This window comes from Vreelandella sp. L-25, from assembly GCF_056857535.1.
This window is the reverse complement of the sequence record NZ_JBSXNH010000091.1, coordinates 1-18,849: the sequence shown is the minus strand read 5'-3', so window position 1 is coordinate 18,849 and position 18,849 is coordinate 1. Positions and strand designations below refer to the sequence as shown.

Annotated in this window: 12 protein-coding genes; 6 read left to right on the top strand and 6 right to left on the bottom strand. The window is 59.3% G+C overall.

The window, feature by feature from the left end; translation table 11 throughout:
• Positions 1-38: 38 nt before the first annotated feature.
• Entirely contained in the window at positions 39-1,202 is a 1,164-nt protein-coding gene (locus AC13CN_RS16190; protein ID WP_062372680.1) for a toll/interleukin-1 receptor domain-containing protein, read from the top strand.
• 158 nt (positions 1,203-1,360) lie between these two features.
• Here AC13CN_RS16190 and recD read toward each other — a convergent pair whose 3' ends face one another.
• The 4 genes from recD to AC13CN_RS16170 all read right to left on the bottom strand — a co-directional run bounded on the left by recD (position 1,361) and on the right by AC13CN_RS16170 (position 8,403).
• Positions 1,361-3,766, bottom strand: a complete 2,406-nt coding sequence (gene recD / locus AC13CN_RS16185; protein ID WP_253561309.1) for an exodeoxyribonuclease V subunit alpha — start codon at positions 3,764-3,766, stop codon at positions 1,361-1,363.
• The gene (gene recB / locus AC13CN_RS16180) at positions 3,763-7,449 is read right to left on the bottom strand and encodes an exodeoxyribonuclease V subunit beta (RefSeq protein WP_253557634.1); all 3,687 of its coding nucleotides are present in this window, start codon (positions 7,447-7,449) and stop codon (positions 3,763-3,765) included. The genes recD and recB overlap by 4 nt, the downstream gene beginning before the upstream one ends.
• 112 nt (positions 7,450-7,561) lie before the next feature.
• Entirely contained in the window at positions 7,562-8,098 is a 537-nt protein-coding gene (locus AC13CN_RS16175; RefSeq protein WP_054641496.1) for a hypothetical protein, read from the bottom strand.
• The gene (locus AC13CN_RS16170; RefSeq protein WP_062362969.1) at positions 8,095-8,403 is read right to left on the bottom strand and encodes a nucleotidyltransferase domain-containing protein; all 309 of its coding nucleotides are present in this window, start codon (positions 8,401-8,403) and stop codon (positions 8,095-8,097) included. Before AC13CN_RS16170 ends, AC13CN_RS16175 begins: the two co-directional genes overlap by 4 nt.
• 183 nt (positions 8,404-8,586) lie before the next feature.
• On the opposite strand from AC13CN_RS16170, the gene pncB reads away from it, so the two are divergent.
• The gene (gene pncB / locus AC13CN_RS16165) at positions 8,587-9,762 is read left to right on the top strand and encodes a nicotinate phosphoribosyltransferase (RefSeq protein WP_062362966.1); all 1,176 of its coding nucleotides are present in this window, start codon (positions 8,587-8,589) and stop codon (positions 9,760-9,762) included.
• Between the two features lie 10 nt (positions 9,763-9,772).
• On the opposite strand, the gene recC is transcribed toward pncB, so the two are convergent.
• Positions 9,773-13,336 (bottom strand): exodeoxyribonuclease V subunit gamma, encoded by a 3,564-nt coding sequence (gene recC, locus AC13CN_RS16160; protein ID WP_062362963.1) that lies wholly within the window; start codon positions 13,334-13,336, stop codon positions 9,773-9,775.
• Positions 13,337-13,470: 134 nt separating this feature from the next.
• On the opposite strand from recC, the gene ilvD reads away from it, so the two are divergent.
• Both ilvD and chrA read left to right on the top strand, forming a co-directional pair.
• Positions 13,471-15,156: a dihydroxy-acid dehydratase gene (gene ilvD / locus AC13CN_RS16155; protein WP_062362960.1), complete on the top strand. Its 1,686-nt coding sequence runs from the start codon at positions 13,471-13,473 to the stop codon at positions 15,154-15,156.
• Positions 15,157-15,257: 101 nt separating this feature from the next.
• Positions 15,258-16,454 (top strand): chromate efflux transporter, encoded by a 1,197-nt coding sequence (gene chrA / locus AC13CN_RS16150; protein ID WP_483053275.1) that lies wholly within the window; start codon positions 15,258-15,260, stop codon positions 16,452-16,454.
• 49 nt (positions 16,455-16,503) lie between these two features.
• Here chrA and AC13CN_RS16145 read toward each other — a convergent pair whose 3' ends face one another.
• Positions 16,504-16,776, bottom strand: coding sequence for an XRE family transcriptional regulator (locus AC13CN_RS16145; RefSeq protein WP_044628461.1), 273 nt, complete (start codon positions 16,774-16,776; stop codon positions 16,504-16,506).
• A gap of 216 nt (positions 16,777-16,992) precedes the next feature.
• Between AC13CN_RS16145 and purE the strand changes: the two genes are divergently transcribed.
• Both purE and AC13CN_RS16135 read left to right on the top strand, forming a co-directional pair.
• Positions 16,993-17,511 carry a 5-(carboxyamino)imidazole ribonucleotide mutase gene (gene purE, locus AC13CN_RS16140; protein ID WP_483053274.1) on the top strand — a complete coding sequence of 173 codons (519 nt, stop codon included), beginning with the start codon at positions 16,993-16,995 and terminating at the stop codon, positions 17,509-17,511.
• A 33-nt stretch (positions 17,512-17,544) separates the two neighbouring features.
• Positions 17,545-18,675, top strand: a complete 1,131-nt coding sequence (locus tag AC13CN_RS16135) for a 5-(carboxyamino)imidazole ribonucleotide synthase (protein ID WP_483053273.1) — start codon at positions 17,545-17,547, stop codon at positions 18,673-18,675.
• The last annotated feature ends 174 nt before the right edge of the window (positions 18,676-18,849 follow it).

Below are 18,849 nucleotides of genomic sequence, written 5' to 3'. Positions count from 1 at the left end.
AATCAAGCTCATACTAAAGAAATCACTGTAGGTCAATTATGGCAGGCGTTGTGAAAAGAAAATATCAATCCGAGACAATGAGGTTGAAAAAATCGTTTACTAGGCCTTTGAACTTAATTTCAGAAGCTTTACCTGCTGAGTATGATAAGTATTTACTATTAAAGATGTTTAAAGAGTTGTTTCCGATAATGTGGAGTGAATTGATTCAACGATATGAAAAATATGATAGTAAAGATAAATTTCTAGCTAAAGTTGGCAAGAAGAAAAGGTACTATCATGATCAGCCTGAAGTATTTTTCTTTAACTTGTCAAAAGTTAAACATATGATTTCAAATGGTCAGCGTAAGAAGCATGAGATAAGTTTTAACGAGAAAAGTGCTCAGTTGGCTTATCATGCATTGTTAGATAAAGCAAATAAAAATAAACGTACTCATGAAAGCAAAATGTTATCTACAAATAAAGACTTGCAACTCGTGGAGCCACTATATATTGATGCTTTTATTTCTGCTTATCATAAGAAAGGCATAACAGTCCAAGGTAAAATAGAAATTTTTCATGAGCTGAAAAAATACAATAGCGGTAAAGTGATAGAGTTTTTCCAAAAGCTTAATGATAGTGAAAAAAATAATCAAATTAGAAGAATGGCATTTGAACATCTTCAAAAATTAGGTTTTTTAGTTAGTTTGAGAAAGAATTTCAAAGGAAAAGTCAAATCTTATAACACAGAAAGAGACATATTTAATGTTTCTCCAGAGGATTTGTATCAGAGGCTAGAGTCGAACACTGTGCAGAATAAAAAGTCATTCCATGTTTTTATCTCGCATAGTTATCAGGACTCTAGCTTAGTGCGAAAAGTTAAGTCGTGTCTTAATAATCATGGCCTGACTGTATATTGTGATTGGACAAGTGATAATGACTTTCTAAAGAGAGATTTAGTAAGTGACTACACTAAGATGGTGTTAAAGAAACGAATTGAACAATCAAAGTCTATAGTTTTTCTGCAAACTAATAATACTGTAAATGCTAAAGGTTTACTTTCATCTCCGTGGGTTTTAATGGAGATAGAGTATGCGTTGTCAATTGGCAAGCCAGTATATAGTTTGAACTTTTCTAACATTAATGAGCTTTTTGAAAAAATTAATTTCGAAATTGATGGTGATGTCGAAATTAGTAGTGATGAAATTAGCAAAATACACACATGACAATGTAATCAAGCTTGGGATAAAATATTTTATTAGTAAGTTTTTTGTTAATTTTAAACAAGCATTTTATCTGCTTAATGAGGCGTTAATCAGAGGCATCTAAAAGTCTGCTTATGGCCGAAAACCGACACTATCAGCGCTAATAGTGTCGGTTTGAACTAACCCCCAACCCCACTCACCCTAACCACCTCCCTCACCACCGCCTCATTCAACACCCCGCGCTTGGCTTCCACCACCGTGAGCCATTCGCGGGCGCGGGTGATGCCGGTGTACACCAGCTCGCGGGTCAGAATGGGGTTCAGCGTCGGCGGGAGCAGTAGGGCGGTGTGCAAGAACTCCGAGCCTTGGGATTTGTGAACCGTCATCGCAAACACGGTTTCCACCGCGTGCAGGCGGGAGGGCAGCACCCAGCGGATGGGCTTTGCGGGGTCGCTGGCGGCACTTGATGAAGGAAAGGCCACTCTCAATAGCTTCTGCTGTGGATTGCGCGGGTCTGGCACGGCTAGGGTGATGCCGATATCGCCGTTCATCAGTTTTAGGCCGTAGTCGTTTTGGGTCACCAGAACCGGGCGGCCTTCATACCAGCCTTTCTCTAGCGTGTAGTCACTGCCGAACAGCAGCTTTTCGCGGCGCAATGTGCTGGCGATGCGCTGGTTTAAGCCTTCTACTCCCCAAGGGCCTTTGCGCAGCGCGCACAGCAGTTGGAAGTGGCTGTAGGCGCTGAGCACCTCGCTGGCCCAGGCGTTATATATGGCTGGGTTCTCTTCGAAGGGTTCCCCCCGTGGGCGCTGGGCGTGCAGCACGTTGAGGTAGTGGCGGTAGCCGGTGGGTGGGGCGATGGGCTGGCCGTTATGGTCGCGGCGGTCTTCGCCGTTATTCAGAAAACTGCTCGGGCTGCCGTGAATCACCAGCTTGTCCAGTGCGGCGTCGTCGTTCATGACCAGGTGGTTCAGGTCTGGGTAGCCGTGGCGCAGCACGGCGATTACCGCCTGCTGTTTTTCGCGGTCACTCTGCGCATGGCTTGGCTGGTTAATGGCTTTGGCGAGTTGGCCGATGCCGCTGTGTTCATTAAAGCGGTGGCTTACCCTCAGCATGGTAATGGCTTGGTCGAGCGGTTGGCCTTCGGGGTCGATGAACTGCTCAGGCAGCGGCTGGCCGGTGGCCTGGGCTAGCCAGTCGGCGGTGGCCGGGGTGTAGTGGGCGGCATCGGCGCGGCGGCATAGGTCGCCGAGTACCGAGCCAGCCTCTACCGAGGCGAGCTGGTCTTTATCCCCCAGTAAAATGCACTGGGCGTGGGCGGGCAGAGCACTGAGGGTGGCCGCCATCATCTCGATATCCACCATCGAGGCTTCGTCGATCACCAGTACATCCAGCGCCAGCGGGTTGGCGGCGCCGTGGCGGAAGTGGCGGGTGTCGGGGCGTGCGCCGAGCAGGCGGTGGAGGGTGGTCACTTCTGTGGGGATGGTGGCTTTTAGCTGTTTTGTGGCTGAATCATCGTCGAGGCGTCGAACCGCAGCTGAAGCGGCCTCCCACAAAGCTTTCTCCTTTAGAGCACCTTCTGACAAAGCTTCATCCTGCATGGCTTTATCACCTTCAGCTTCTTCCCTCTTTGCTCCTTGCAACAAAGTGGTTAGGTCAGTGAAGGGGAGTTTTGCGACCTGCCCGGCGATGGATTCGTTCAAGCGGGCGGCGGCTTTGCCGGTGGGGGCGGCTAGGCGGATGCGCAGCGGCTGGCTGGGGTGCTGGGCCAGTTGCAGGGTTTGCAGCAGGGCGAGCAGGCGCACCACGGTGGTGGTTTTGCCGGTGCCGGGGCCGCCGGTAATGATGCCGAAGCGGTTGCGGGCAGCCAGGGCGCAGGCGGTTTTTTGCCAGTCTAGGCCGCTGCTTTGCTTGAAAAGGATGTTCAGGGCTTGGGGGAGTAACCCAGGGTGACTGGCGTCACCCGTCGCCCAATGAATTGGCCTCCCACCTTTGCTTTCTGTGCCTGTACTTGCTGTGTCTATGTTTTCTAAACCAGTGCTGGTCGTTTCCAGGCGTGCGGCGATGTGTTGGTGCAGGCTTTGTTCGTACTGCCAGTAGCGGCGCAGGTAGAGCCGCGTGTTGGGGGAGCCGTTGGCTGAGTGAGTGGTCACTACGACCAGCGGCGTGTTGCCGGGGCCTTCGCTGGTGAGCAGCGGGTGGTGCAGGGCGGCTTGCCATTCGCTAAGCGTGAGCGTGGCCAGCACGTCGCTGGGTAGCGGCGGCGGGTCGGTGAGGTCGTCCCCTTCGGGGGGTAGCGAAAGGGCGAAATCCGGCGCGTTGAGCGTGGCGTTAATATCCAGGCATACGTGGCCGCGGCCTAGCTGGTGGCTGGCAAGTGCTGCCGCCAGTAGCAGCAGCGTGGGGGCGTCCGTGGCTTCACTGGCTAAAAAGCGCACCAGGGCGCGGTCTAAATCCCGCAGCCAGCCTCGCGCTACCCAGCGTTCGCACAGGGCCAGCAGTTCCGGAGTGCTGCTGAGTGCCGGGTGGGCGCTGGCGGCTTCGCCGAACATATCGAAGGTGTGGGTGTCGTGCTGGCGGCTCATGCCGTGGCCTCCTGCTGGGTGGCGTGTGGCTCGCCTGCAAACAGGCTGTCCAGGGCTTCGATGAGTTCAACCGGGGCGGGTTCGCCCACTACGCCGCGCCCGGGGCTGCGGCTGCCGCGTAGAAATACCGTCATCGAACCGCCCAAGTGCTGGTGTGGGTCGTAATCCGGCAGGCGCGCTTTTAACAGCCGGTGCATGGCGAGTAGGTAGAGCGCGGCCTGCAGGTCGTAGCGTTTGGCGAGCAGCGCGTGGCGCAGGGCCTCGGGTTCGTAGGCGCTGTCGTTGGGGCCTAGGTAGTTCGATTTCCAGTCCAGCACGTAAAAGCGCCCCTGGTGCTCGAAGGCCAAGTCAATGAAGCCTTTCAGCATGCCGTTCAGGGTATCGGCATCCAGCGCGGGGCGCTCTACCCCTGGCAGTAAGTGCTTGCTCACCAGCGCATCGATGGCTTGGGTGTTCACCCGCTTGGCGGCAAACCAGAACTCTAGCTCTACTTGGTAGCTTTCCAGCTCATTCAGCGCCACGCTTTGCGGGGTGGGCGCGGCCAGCGGTAGCGGCGTGGTGAGCAGGGCGCTTAGCCAGCCCGCCAGCGGTTCTTGCCACGCTTGCCAGCCGCGTAGCTGCACCCGCCGCCACAGCATATCGTTGAGGGCGTCCATATCGTTGGCGGCGGTATCGAAGCCTTGCTTGCCCGCCCACTCCAGCAGCCCGTGCAGAAAGGTGCCGGGGCCGGGGCCGCGTGGAAACTTATGTAAGTGAAACGCTTCTAGTTGAGATCGTTCTTGAGACAGTTCTTGGGGTTCATCCAGCACTTCAAACGCGGTGGCTTCCTGGGCGGTGGTGGGTTCCAGCGGTGGCAGCACCGGGGCGGTGAGCGTGCCGGAAAGCCGCAGCGCGGAGTAGCTGGCAATCCACCAGTGCTCTTTGGCGGGGCGCGTGGGCGTGCGGGCGTGGCCCAGGGCGCTGCTTTCCGCCACGGGCGTCACGCGATCAGCGGTGGGCGCGGGTGGTTGGTGAATCTGTATCTCGCTGCCTTCCACCAGTTCGTCGAGCGCTTTATTGAGCGCCTCCGGTGACAGGGCATTGCCGCCTTTTAGCAGGTAGCCCAGCGCGCTGTTCTCCAGGCCTTTCAGCGGGGCTAGCCCCAGCCAGGTGGCGTGGCGGGCGCGGGTAAGCGCGACGTAGAGTTTGCGCAGGTCTTCCCCCAGCCGTTCGCGGTCGGCGGTGGCGAGTATCGCGTCATCCGCTTCTAGGCTGAGCTGTAGGTTGCCCTCGCCGTCGTGCCAGCGTAGCGGTACGTCCTCGGCTTTGACCGGGCGGTGGTTGGCGATGAAGGGCAGGAACACCAGCGGGTACTCCAGCCCTTTGGATTTGTGGATGGTGACCACCTTGACCAAATCCGCGTCGCTCTCCAGGCGCAGCTTGTGGCTGTCGCCGTGGCTTTCCGGGTCGGCAATGGCGTCAAATAGAAAGCGAATCAGCGCGTGTTCGCCGTCCAGTTCGGCACTGGCCTGCTGCAGCAGTTCGCCCAGGTGCAGCAGGTCGGTGAGCAAGCGCTCACCCTCTTCAAACTCTGCTAGCAGGCGGGCGGGAATATCAAAATCCACCATCATGCGGCGCACCAGCGGCAGTACGCCTTGGCGCTGCCACAGGCGGTGGTAGTGGCTGAACTGCTCTACCCGCTCTTCCCAGGCCAGCTCGTTTTGCTGCAGGTGGTCCAGCTCCGCCAAGCTTAGCCCCAGCACCGGCGTGGCCAGCGCGGCTCGCAGGTGCGCTTCGGCCTGGCGGGAGCTGGCTAGCGGCTCGGCGCAGGCGCGCAGCCAGCGCTCTACCTGGGCGGCCATAGGCGAGCTAAACACCTTATCGTGATCAGAAAGATACACGCTCTTCACCCCACGGCTGGCCAGCGCTTGGCGAATGGCGCGGGCTTCCTGCAGTCCGTTCACCAGCACCGCCATATCCGAGGGTTTGAGCGGGGTGAGCGTGTCGTCGGTTTTAAAGCCGCTCTCGCCTTTTTGCCCTGCGCTGAGCAGTTCCGCCATGTAGGAGGCGCAGCGTTCGGCCATCTCGGTTTGGTAGGCGGTTTTGGAAAGCGGCTCGTCGGCTTCCAGCGGCCAGAGCGTCATGGCGGGCAGCGGTTGGCCCTGGTGAACAAGCCGTTCGTGGCGGCCTTTGGCCTCTACCGGCAGAAACGGCAGCGGGTTGTCGCCGCCTTCTTCGCGGAACAGAAACGCCCCGGCCGGGTGCTCATCGGCGTAGCGGAAGCAGTGGTTCACCGCCTCTACCATGGCGCGGCTGGAGCGGTAGTTGGTGCCCAGCGTTACGTGGCGGCCTGCGGTATCTTCGCGGGCTTTTAAGTAGGTGAAAATATCCGCGCCGCGAAAGGCGTAAATGGCCTGCTTGGGGTCGCCGATCAGCAGCATGGTGGCGTCTCGGCGGGGCTTAGCGACCTCATACACCGCGTTGAAAATGCGGTACTGGATGGGGTCGGTGTCCTGGAATTCGTCGATCAGCGCCACGGGGAACTGGCGCAGTATCTGCGCGGCCAGGGCCTCTTTGTTGGGGCCTTGCAGGGCGCGGTCCAAATGGGTGAGCAGGTCGTTAGGGCCCATTTCGGCGCGTCGCTCTTGCTCCCGCTCCAGGCGCACTTTGCACCACTGCACGGCGTGAATCAGCAGGTCATTACGCGGCTCGGGCAGGGCGTTCAGTGCGGCGGGCAGCTCGGCCAGCGCTTCCCAGGCAGCCGGGCAAGGGGGCGCGCCCTCTTTCCATATCTCGGCCATGCCGTCTGGGGTGAGGCGTTTCCAGGCGGCATCGGTGAGTGCGGGGCGGGTGGCGTCGCTGTCGCACCACTCCCGCAGCGCGCCTAGCCAGTTGGCACGGCTTTTGGCGTTGAAGCTTTGGCCTTTGAAGGCTTTGCGCTTGGCGGCGTCTTCTAGTGCGGGCACTAGGTCATCCAGCCAGGCAGGCCAGGGGGCTTTTAACTCGGTTAGGCGTGCGCTGCGTTCGGCCTGGGCGGCGCTTAGGGTTTGCTCGGGGGCGGGGCGCGGGCTGCCCAAGGCCTCGCTTTCGGCCAGCAGTTTGCGCACTTGCCCGTGGAGCTGGTCCGGCGATTTCCAGTAGCCGGTAATGCTGCCCAGCGCTTCGGCGTCCAGCGGGTAGTAGAAGGTGCGCCAGTAGTCGCGCACTACCTCCTGCTCCAACTCTTGCTGGTCGTTTTCCAAATTGAGCGAGAACAGGCTGCCGCTATCGAAGGCGTGCTCGCGCAACATGCGGTAGCACCAGCTATGAATAGTGGAAACGGCGGCTTCGTCCATCCACTCGGCAGCCAGCTCTAAGCGGCGGGCGCAGGCGGGCCACGTGGCCTCGGGGTATTGGCTGCGCAGTGCTAGAAGCAGTGAGTCTTCACCCTGATGACGAAACACCGCCGCCGCTTCCACCAGCCGGTGGCGGATACGTTCGCGTAATTCTTGCGTGGCGGCGTTGGTAAACGTGACCACCAGGATTTCCGGCGGGGTGAGCGGGCGTACGAAGGCGGTGTCGTCTTCACTGTGCTGCCCGCCCAGCACCAAGCGCACATACAGCAGCGCAATGGTGAAGGTTTTCCCCGTGCCCGCGCTGGCTTCAATCAAACGGCTGCCGTGAAGCGGCAGCGTCAGCGGATTCAGCGGGGCGGGCTGGCTCATTCTCATTCTCCGAACATCACGGCAGGCGGAAAGCAAAGCGCCTTTGGCGGGTAGCCAAAGGCACCGGCACTATATCGCGTTGCCAAGAGCTGGGCAAAAGAGCAAAGCAGCGTTAGAGGCTGGTTTGAAAGACTGTGTCGAATTCGTTAGAGAAGTCTTGGGTGGCGGGAAAAATGCCCAATTGTTCAGCACTCCATGTCACTAGTCTTTTTGAGGTAACAAGGAGAACGTCGGCAAGTTCGTTCAGCAAGTTAAAGTGCTCTGCTATTTGTGCATAGTGCGTCGAGTAATCATGAGCGGCAATATTGCGAATAGCGCGGCAGCGCTGCCAGTCACTGGTAGCGTCCACGACGCCCTGCTTTTCGAACAGCGAAAGGACTTTGAGAAAGCTGTCAGTAGACTCCCCTGCCAACAGAGCGCTGTGCCGCATAGCAGAAGCAATGGAGTCCTGTAGCTTGGCAAACCGCTCATTGATAGCGGCCAGTGTTTCAAAAAGGTCGACATCTTTTTTATGGTCGGCTAACCAATCACCGTCCAAAGGCCATGTGACTTTTTTGCGTGATTGATGAAGAAACCAAGCGCAGCGCTGAATGGCTTCAAGCAGCTGCGCCAGATAGCGCTGCTGTTCGCTAAGTACATCCTGGCTCATGCGGCTACCTCAAGCGTCATTGGCCGTGACTGGGCGAGTGCAATGGCTTGAAACGGAGTAGGTTCAGCTGTTGTGACGTAGGTCACGATATCGAACGGTAGCTGGAGGCGTTGTTCTAGCGCCATTTTGAGCTCAGCACAGGCGAGTAGCGGGATGGCGTTGGGGGATATAAGCAGCAGATCGACATCGCCGCCTCGCTTACTATCATCTAGCCGCGAGCCGAAAACATGCACTGCCACCGAAGGCCCCACAAACTCACGGACGCCTGACAGAATAAGCTCGCGCTGTGATTGCGAAAGACGCATGGAGTCCGCTCCTAGTGATAAACCGGTGTTTAAATGGTAGCACTCTACTCACGATAGCAGATAGCCGCTCTCCCACCTGCTAGCCATAGCAAACAGGGGTTAGGCTGTGAGGTATCGTCGCCAACTGGTAATCTAGCGGGCTAGCCGCTCTTGGCGATCTGTTGATGCTGGTGAAGGGATCTCATGCTGACCTCGCTTCTGGATAACGATTTTTACAAGATCACGATGCAGAATGCCGTGATTAAACGCTTCCCCTATGCCCATGCCCGCTACGCGTTTATCAATCGTGGCGAGCATGCGTTTCCTGAGGGTTTTGGTGAGGCGCTGCGCGGTGAAGTGGATCGCATGGTGACGCTGCGCTTGTCGGATGAAGAGAAGCGCTACCTGCAAACCACCTGCCCTTACCTAGACCCCACCTATCTCGATTTTCTGGCGGGCTTTCGTTACGACCCCAGCGAAGTGACGATCGAGCAGCAGGGCAGCGAGCTCTCGGTGGTGATGGAAGGCCCCTGGTACCGCACCATTTTGTGGGAAGTGCCGCTGATGGCGCTGATTAGCGAGCTTTGGTACCAACTGCGCGGCGTGAGCGTGTCGGAAGATGACGAAGCGCTCATCGAGCAGCGCACGCGAGAGAAAATCGAACTGTACCGCCAGCACGGGCTGAAGATTGCCGAGTTCGGCACCCGTCGGCGTTTCTCGTTTGCGGTGCACGACCGAGTCGTCAAAGCGCTGCGCCACTACGGCGGCGAGGCGTTTAGCGGCACCAGCAACGTGCTGCTGGCCATGCGCCACGGGGTGAAGCCCATCGGCACCCACGCCCATGAGTGGTTTATGTTCCACGGCGCTCGCTTTGGTTTCAAAATGGCCAACAGTTTGGCGCTGGAGCACTGGGTGGACGTGTACCGGGGGGATTTGGGTATCGCGCTGACCGATACCTTTACTACCCGCGCCTTTTTCGAGAGCTTCGATAAGAAGTTCGCCAAGCTGTTCGATGGCGTGCGCCACGATAGCGGCGACCCGATTGAATTTGCCGATGCCACCATTGCCCACTATCAGCGCCTGGGCATTAACCCGCTGAGCAAAACCATTATCTTCTCCGATGCCCTCACGCCTGAAAAAGTGGAGCGCATCCGCGCCTTCTGCCAAGGACGGATTGGCATGGCCTTTGGCATTGGCACCAACTTCACCAACGATATTGGCGTAGCGCCCATGAACATGGTGATCAAAATGGTCGAGGCCCGCCCTGAAGGTCAGGGCTGGCTGCCAGTGGTGAAGCTGTCCGATGTGCCCACTAAGAACACCGGCGACCCGGAGATGATTGCGTTGGCGAAGAAAGTGCTCAGTATGGGCAGCTCATAGCCGCTTGGCTTTACTCTTTTTTGCCTTTAACAGCGAAAAAGAGCGGGGCGTAGAGCGCTTCCACCAATGTGGCAAAGGTGTGCCCGTTGGCTTGCTCGAAGAACAACCGCTCGAAGCGGGGCCACTGGTGGCTTAAATACGCGCTTTGGGCTACTTCACCGGTTTGGTAGCGGCCGCCTTCATAGGCGGTTTCAGCGGCGGCGTAGGCGTCGCTGTCTCGGCCTTTTTCTTGCGCCATGTCTGGTGTGCCTTGCTTACTTAGCCAAGCAAACGCGGCTTGCGGTGCGAGCGGTAGCGGGGTTTCTAGGCCCGCTTGCCACGCGGCTAGCTGGGTTTTCAAGTGCTGGCGGGCGGTCTCGGCATCCACCGGCGCTAACGTGACATGACCCGCTTTGGAGAGCAGTTGCGTCGTCATCGGGCCATCCAGGTTGCCCGCTAGGTGCGCAACCCAAGGGCGCAGCAGGTGGCTCCAGCGGTACTGGCCGCGCCCGCTGCCTTGGCTAATCAGGCTGCTACTGAGTAGCAGCAGGCGGCAGCGGTGGCCTGCTTCATCCTGACGCAGTTCGCCCAGGGGCTCTTCCAATGTGAGGCCGTGGGCTTCGAAGTGAATCATGGTGTCGGGCAGGGTATGCGGCCACGCGTCTAGCGCTTCTTCGTAGGCGTTGAAAAGCGCCTCCATGGGTTCGGCGAGTGCCGCGCGCATGCGTTGGCCGAACGCGCCCATGGCCAGCACGCCTTGGCCTTGAAAGCGCTCCAGCGCCTCGTGCAATGCTTGCATGCGCGGCTGGCCGTTATCCACCGCGTGACGCTGGGCGGCAATCAGTTGGTCCTGGAGCTGCCAGTTTTGCAGGCCATCCAGGGCGAATGGCTCGGCGTCCAGCTCGGCAATCGCTTCCTGCTCGAAATAGACCCCCAAGCGAGTATTAAAGAAGCTGCGCACCGGCTCGCGCAGAAAGCCGCCCAGTTGCCCAAGCGAGAGGCTGGTGGGGGCGTTTTCCGGCGCTGGCAGCGTGCGGCTAGCGGCGGGTGGCGTGCGTGGGGCGTGCACCTCGCGCCATTCGTGGGCGTAGGTGAACAGCCGGCTTGCTGGGCTGTTGAAGTAAGCGCGGCTGAAAGGCTGCAGCGGATGCTCGGTGGTGAGTGTTTCCAGCAGCGGCGCGCCGTTTTCCGTTTGCCAGCCGGCTTCCAAGTGGTCGCGCAGTTGGCCCACCAGCACCGAGGGTGGCAGCGGCGTGTTATCAATCTGGCTGCGGCCGACCCAACTCACGTAGAGCTGGTCGCGGGCGGAGAGCAGCGCTTCCAGAAACAGGTAGCGGTCGTCTTCCCGGCGGGAGCGGTCGCCGGGGCGATAGTCGCTGCCCATCAGGTCGAAATCCAGCGGCGGCTGGGAGCGGGGGTACTCGCCGTCGTTCATGCCCAGTAGGCACACCCGCTTGAAGGGAATGGCGCGCATGGGCATCAGCGTGGCGAAGTTGACCGCTCCGGCCAAGAAGCGTTGGGAAAGGCTGTGCTCATCAATTTGCGCCAGCCAGTGCTCCCGCACCATGGAGAGCGGCAGCGGGTCGTTGAGTTCGGCTTCCCGGCTGCTTTCCAGCATCTGCTGCAAGCCGCTTTCCAGCTTGGTGAGCATGATGCTCTCTTGGGCGTCGTCGGTAAGAAAGAAGGTTTCCAGCAGTGCCCGCAGCCGCGCGACCCAGGTGGCGGCATCGGTGGGTTGGCAGAAGCTCTCCCAGGTGGCTTCGAGCTTCTCTAGCAGCGTCGCCAGCGGCCCAGCCAAGCCCGCTTCCAGACCGCCGATATCATCAAACGGTTCGATACCTTGCCACGCGTGGCCGTCGCCCACGGTGTAGCCTAGCAGCAGGCGGCGCAGGCCGAAGGCCCAGGTGTTCTGGCTCAGCCCGCCAGGCAGCTCCAGCCGCTGGCGCTGCTGGGCGTTCAGCCCCCAGCGGATGCCCGCGCCTTCCATCCAGCGCTCCAGCACCGGCAGGTCACGCTCTTCTAGGCCGAAGCGCTGGCGCAGGGCGGGGACATCCAGCAGGTCGAGTAAATCGCTCACCGACAGGCGCAGCTCCGGCAGCCGTAGCAGTTTTTCCAGCGCGATCATCAGCGGCAGGCGGTGGCGGCTGGCCTGGTCGGAGAGCGTGTAGGGAATATGCCGCGGGTCGTCTGTGGGCAGTTGGCCAAATACCGCTTCGATGTGCGGCGCGTAGCGGTCGATATCCGGCACCATGACGATGATGTCTCGCGGTCGCAGGTGCGGGTCGGCGCTAAAGGCGGCCAGCAGCTGGTCGTGGAGAATCTCCACTTCCCGCTGGGGGCCGTGGCCGATATGAAACACGATGGAGTCATCGGCAGCGGGCAGGGCGGGCCAGTGGCCTTGCGTTTCCGCCACGGGGCGCAGCTCGCGTATGTCGTCTTGCAGCTGGCTGAGCAGGCAGTGGCGATCCTCGCCGCTGAACGGCTCGAACATATCGATGCGCAGTGCCTGCTGCTCGAATAGGGTTTGGTAGTTGCCTGCGTCGTCGTGCTCATCGAGCAGGCGCAGGTAGTCGCGGCCCTGCTTGCCCCAGGCGGCTAGCAGCGGCTGGGCGTGCAGGTGCAGGGCGTCATCGGCATCGCCGGTGCCCAGTACATCCAGCGCTTCAGGCATGCCGGTTTTACGCCGCTGGCGGTAGCGCTGGGCGCGCAGCAGGTCTTTGTGCTCGATGATATCCGCCCAGTAGAACTGGCAGGGGTTGTGAACACACAGCACGATTTGGCAGCAGCGGGAGAGCGCCGCCAGTGCTTCCAGGGTTTGCTGGGGCAGCGATGAAATGCCGAAGATAATCAGCCGACGAGGCAGCCCCGGCGGGCAGTCTTGGCCTTCCAGGTGCTCGGTGGCCTTCAAGAAGCGCTGGTGAACTTGAGCGCGGCTGCTGTTCAACCCGGCATCGCCTTGGGTGGCAGCCACATCGTCACGCAGGATGCGCCAGAGTGCGGGCTGCCATCGCTGGTGCTCTTCCAACGGGCGGTGCTCGCCTCTGGCGGTAATCAACACATCGTGGCCGTTGGCCCAGGCATCCAGCCAGTCGGCGCGGTAGACCTGGTATTGGTCGAAGAGATCCGCCAGCCGCTCGGCCAGTTGGTAGTGCTTGCGCTGGTCACGGTCGATTTCTAGAAACTGCGCCAGCGGCTCAAACACCGGCTGCCCGGCCAGGGTAGGCAGCAGGCGCAGCAGCCGCCATACCAAGCGCGACTTATCGAACGGCGAGGTTTCCGGCACGGCATCGGCGTTTTGCGAAACGTGAGTGAGCACCGTGCGGTAGGCTTGCCATAGAAACCGCGCGGGCAGCATCACCTCTAGCGCCGCCGCAATGCCCGCGCCGCCATTCTTAGGGTCTTCCGCCAACGCCAGTTTTAGCCACTGCCCAATACCGTTGCTCTGCACCAGAATGGTTTCGTTCTCCAACGGCCCCAGCGGCTGGCGGCGCATCCACTCCACCGCCAAACCGCGTAAATCTTCCAAGCGGTTAGCATGTACCACCATAAAACCGGGGGGGAGCGGAGCGGGGGAGAACAAAGCATTGGCAGGCATACGGCGGCGTTCCTTCACGGCAATCAGCGTCACGGGTAGCAGTGACGCTATGGTGCCATAAGTTAAGTACCTTGCGGGATGTAAGATATATCGCCAAGCTGTGGCCTCTGCCATGCAATGAAGAGGAGTCCGTGATGACCGAGCCGACCAACCATAATACCCGCCGCCACTCTGCCCCGGTGGTGGATGGCCCCGGTAAAGCGGCTAGCCGCGCCATGCTGCGCGCCGTGGGCTTCAACGATGACGATTTTCAAAAGCCTCAGGTAGGTATCGCGTCTACCTGGAGTATGGTGACGCCGTGTAATAGCCATATTGGTGAGCTGGCGGAGCTTGCCCGTGATGGGGCCGATGCCGCCGGAGGCAAAGGCGTGGTGTTCAATACCATTACCATTTCTGATGGCATTGCCAACGGCACCGAAGGCATGAAGTACTCGCTGGTCTCGCGGGAAGTGATTGCCGACTCCATCGAAACCGTGGCGGGCTGCGAAGGCTTTGATGGCTTGGTGGCGATTGGCGGCTGCGATAAGAACATGCCGGGCTGCGTGATGGGGCTGGCACGGCTCGATCGCCCCAGCGTGTTCGTTTACGGCGGCACCATCATGCCCGGCAAGGGTCACACCGATATTGTCTCGGTGTTTGAGGCGATGGGCGCCCACTCCCGTGGCGACATCGACCTAATTGAGCTGAAAAATATCGAAGAGACCGCCATTCTTGGCCCTGGCTCCTGTGGGGGCATGTACACCGCCAACACCATGGCTTCGGCCATTGAGGCGCTGGGCATGAGCCTGCCGGGAAGCTCGGCGCAGAATGCCATCTCCCAAGAGAAACGCGACGACTGCAAAGCCGCTGGCGAAGCTGTGCTGGCGCTGCTGGCGCAAGACATCAAGCCCTCCGATATCATGACCCGCGAGGCGTTCGAGAACGCCGTGACCGTGGTGATTGCCCTGGGGGGTTCCACCAATGCGGTGCTGCACCTGATTGGCATGGCGCGCACCATCGGTGTTGAGCTGACCCTGGCAGACTTCACCGAGATCGGTAAGCGCGTGCCGGTGCTGGCCGACCTGCGCCCCAGCGGCCACTACATGATGAGCGAGCTGGTGGCGATTGGCGGTATCCAGCCGCTGATGAGAATCCTGCTGGATGCTGGGCTGCTTAACGGCAACTGCTTAACCGTGACCGGTAAAACGCTGGCGGAGAACCTCGCTAACGTCGAGCCGTACCCGATGGATCAGCAAATCATCGCGCCGCTGGGTAACCCGATTAAAGCCGAAAGCCACCTGCGTATTCTGTTTGGCAACTTAGCGCCGGAAGGGGCGGTGGCGAAAATTACCGGTAAAGAGGGCACGCGTTTTAGCGGCTCGGCACGGGTGTTTGGCTCGGAAGAGGAAGCCCAGGCGCGCATTAACGATGGCACCGTAGTGGCGGGCGATGTGGTGGTGATTCGCTACGAAGGCCCGAAAGGCGGCCCTGGCATGCGAGAAATGCTCACGCCTACCTCAGCCATTATGGGCCGTGGCTTGGGCAACGATGTGGCGCTGATTACCGACGGCCGCTTCTCCGGCGGCAGCCACGGTTTCGTGGTGGGGCATGTGTCCCCGGAAGCCTTCGACGGTGGCCCGCTGGCGCTGGTGGAAGATGGCGACCCGATCACCATTGATGCCGAAGCCGATACCATTGATGTGCATATCAGCGATGAAGAGATGATGCGCCGCCGTGCGGCCTGGCAACAGCCTGAGCCGCGCTATCGTAAAGGCGTGTTGGCGAAGTATGCCAAATTGGTCAGCTCGGCCAGTACTGGTGCGGTGACCGACCAAGAGTAACCTGTGAAGAGTCACCGGCACGGTTAGGCTGTCACTAAGTCGTCAAGCGCAAGGCGTACCCTTAACGCCTTGCGCTTTTTAATGAGTAAACGGTGGGCACGATGGCGGTAGAGAATAAGATACGAGGACGAGCCAGCGAGGTGTTTTGGGCATTTTTAGCGCTGGGGCTGACCTCCTTTGGCGGGCCGGTGGCGCATCTGGGCTACTTTCGTACGGCGTTTGTTGAACGCCGCCAGTGGCTCAGCGAGCAGGCCTACGCGGATTTGGTCGCGCTGTGTCAGTTCTTGCCGGGGCCAGCCAGTAGCCAGGTAGGCTTTGCCTTAGGGTTGATGCGCGCTGGCCCCTGGGGGGCGGCAATGGCGTGGCTGGCATTTACGCTGCCCTCTGCCATCGTGCTGGTGCTGTTTGCATTGGGCGCGGCAGTGCTGGATGGCCCGGTGGCCTGCGGCATCATTCATGGCTTAAAAGTGGTCGCGGTGGCCATTGTGGCCCACGCGGTGTGGGGCATGGCGCGCAACCTCTGCCCGGATAAAACCCGCACGGGAATTGCCCTGGCAGCGGTGTTCGCGGTGGTGCTGGTCAGCGGGCCGTTGGGGCAGGTGGCGGCGATTGTGCTGGGCGGCGTGGCGGGGCTGCTACTTTGTCGCCAAAGCGCTGCAGCATTGTCTAGCGAATCGCTGCACTTCCCGGTGACACGCCGAGCGGGCACGCTGGCATTAGGTTTATTCGCCGTTTTATTGGTGCTTTTACCGCTGTTAGCGGCGAGTGCCGGTTGGTTGAACGTCGTCGATGCGTTCTATCGTTCAGGCGCGCTGGTGTTTGGCGGTGGCCATGTGGTGCTGCCGCTGCTGGAAGCGGAAGTAGTGCAATCGGGTTGGATCACGGCGGATGAGTTCTTGGCCGGTTACGGCGCGGCACAAGCGGTGCCGGGGCCGCTGTTTACGTTTGCTGCATATTTAGGGGCGCTGCTGCCAGGGATACCCAGCTTGATTGGCGTGTTACTGGCGCTGCTGGCGATTTTTGTACCGGGGTTTTTGCTGCTGGTCGGCGTGCTGCCGTTTTGGAATCAGTTCCGCCAGTGGAGCAGTGCTCAAGCGCTGATGCGCGGTGCCAATGCGGCGGTGGTGGGTATTTTAGGCGCGGCGCTTTATCAGCCGGTGTGGACCAGTGCCATTCTTGGGCCTTACGAGTTCGTGCTGGCGTTGACAGGCTTTCTGCTGCTCACCGTGTGGAAACTGCCTGCTTGGCTGGTGGTCATCGTGGTGGCGTTAGGCGGCGTAATGATTCCGCCCCAGTAACCGGGGCGGGAAAATACTCAAGCGGTGAGAGTTAGCGGGGAGGTGGCTGCTATGGCGCCTCCAGCTCTAACGTGCGGCGCAGGACATTAAGCTCGTTGATGTCCAGATGCTCTAGCCTTCCGGCGAGCAGGTCGCTGATCTTTTGAACGGGTAAGCCAGCTTGGCGGGCTATTTCGCGGCTTCCCAGATCTGATACGGCGATCAGACGGGTAATAATACGCATGAGGCGCGTACGTTTTTCTAAATCCCTGACATCGAGGTCAGGGCTGCTTCGCGGAGGATCTAATGATTCTGCGTGAGCAGTTGAGTATGCCGTACTCATGTGACTCCATCAGTCGGAAATGACAAACACACAATGCCGCCAACTCACGCGGTTTTCAATGCCTAATTTGATGAAAATTTCACGCAGCGAGTAACACCCGCAAATGCCCGTGGCTCTGGTAAACTATGCGCCTTCCTAATTCTGAGTGAGCCGCGCTTTGCACGGCTTATGGACTGCTTTCTAGCTTATGTTAGGCCGTTGGCCGAGGAGTTTTGCATGTCGAACAGCGCACCCAAAGTGGGCGTGATCATGGGGTCGAAGTCTGATTGGCCGGTCATGGAGCACGCGGTGGCGATGTTAGAGCGGCTGGGCGTTCCCTACGAAACCCGTGTGGTATCGGCGCATCGCACACCCGACCTGCTGTTCGAATATGCAAAAAGTGCCGCTGAGCGTGGCCTGCAGGTGATTGTGGCAGGCGCAGGCGGTGCAGCTCATTTGCCGGGTATGGTCGCGTCACAAACGGCACTTCCGGTGCTGGGTGTGCCGGTGGAGTCTAAAGCGTTGAAGGGCTTGGATTCACTGCTTTCTATTGCTCAAATGCCGGGTGGTATTGCGGTAGGCACCCTAGCTATTGGCAAAGCCGGTGCCACCAACGCAGGCCTGCTGGCCGCACAAATTGTGGGCCTTCAGAACAGCGCCGTGCGCGAAGCTGTTGAGGCGTTCCGCGCCGAGCAGACCCAACTTGTGTTGGATAACCCTGATCCGCGCCCTGACGTAGACTCCTCGGCCCAATAGGTAGCCATCATGAGCGCACAGAGTGCAAAACATATGATTGCAAAAAACATTGGCGTCCTCGGTGCAGGCCAACTCGGGCGTATGCTGGCGCTGGCAGGTTATCCGCTGGGCAACAATTTTACGTTTTTAGATACCACCGGTAATCCCAGCGCGGGTATTGGCGAGGTGATTGTCGACCCGGAGAACCAGCATCTGGCGGCGTTTCTGGATAAGGTCGATGTCGTGACCTACGAATTCGAGCACCTCCCCGTTGAATTGGTAAAGCAGATTGAGCAGCACAAGCCGGTTTATCCCGGCAGTCGCGCTATTGCGGTGTGCCAAAACCGTGTAGAAGAGAAAACGCTGTTTGATCGCTTGGGTATTCCCACGCCGGCCTATCGCGTGGTGGAAAGTGCTGAGCAGCTCGCTGCCGCCGCCGCTGAGCTTGGTTGCCCGGTAGTGGCCAAATCGGTCACGGAAGGCTACGACGGCAAAGGGCAGGCGGTGCTGAAAGCACCGGAACAGGCTCAAGAGGCGTGGGACTCGATTGGCCATACGCAGCTCATCGTCGAGGCGTTTGTCGATTTTGTGCGCGAAGTCTCGATGATTGCCGTACGCGGCCGCGATGGGGACGTGATGTTCTACCCCATGGCGGAAAACCAGCACGTGGGCGGCATTCTGCGCTACTCCGTGGCTCCGCTACCGGATTTGGACGCCAGCGTTCAAGAAGCTGCCGACAGCTACATCCGAGCGCTGCTGGATGAGCTGGATTACGTGGGCGTACTGGCGCTGGAGCTGTTCCAAACCCGCGACGGCAGCCTGCTGGCCAACGAAATGGCCCCGCGGGTGCATAACTCCGGCCACTGGACGATGGACGGCGCAGTGACCAGCCAGTTCGAGAACCATCTGCGGGCAGTTCAAGGCTTGCCGTTAGGCGCAACCAATGCCATTGCGCCCACCTGCATGGTGAATGTGATTGGCCTGGAAGGTGATAACGCCGCGCTGCTAGCCATTGCCGATACCCACTTGCATCGCTACGACAAAGCCGAGCGCCCAGGGCGTAAGCTGGCTCACGTTAACGTCGTGGCGTCGAGTCACGCCGAGCTGCTTGAAAAAGTGCGTGCTTGTCAGGCGTTGATACCCGATGCGCCCCCCGTTGAGTGGAGTTTTGAATCTACGTTATGAACAACGAAGCCGCCTGAAAAGGCGGCTTTTTAATTGTGCGCCAGGCATGGCGCGCAGCGCCTTGACTGGCGCTATTCCTGAGGGTGGTGCCTCACAGGATGACTTGGGGGTGAAAGTCCCCTACGGACCCTGATAGCGGGAACCGTTAGCTGAACAGCAAGGGTGTCTGCCGCA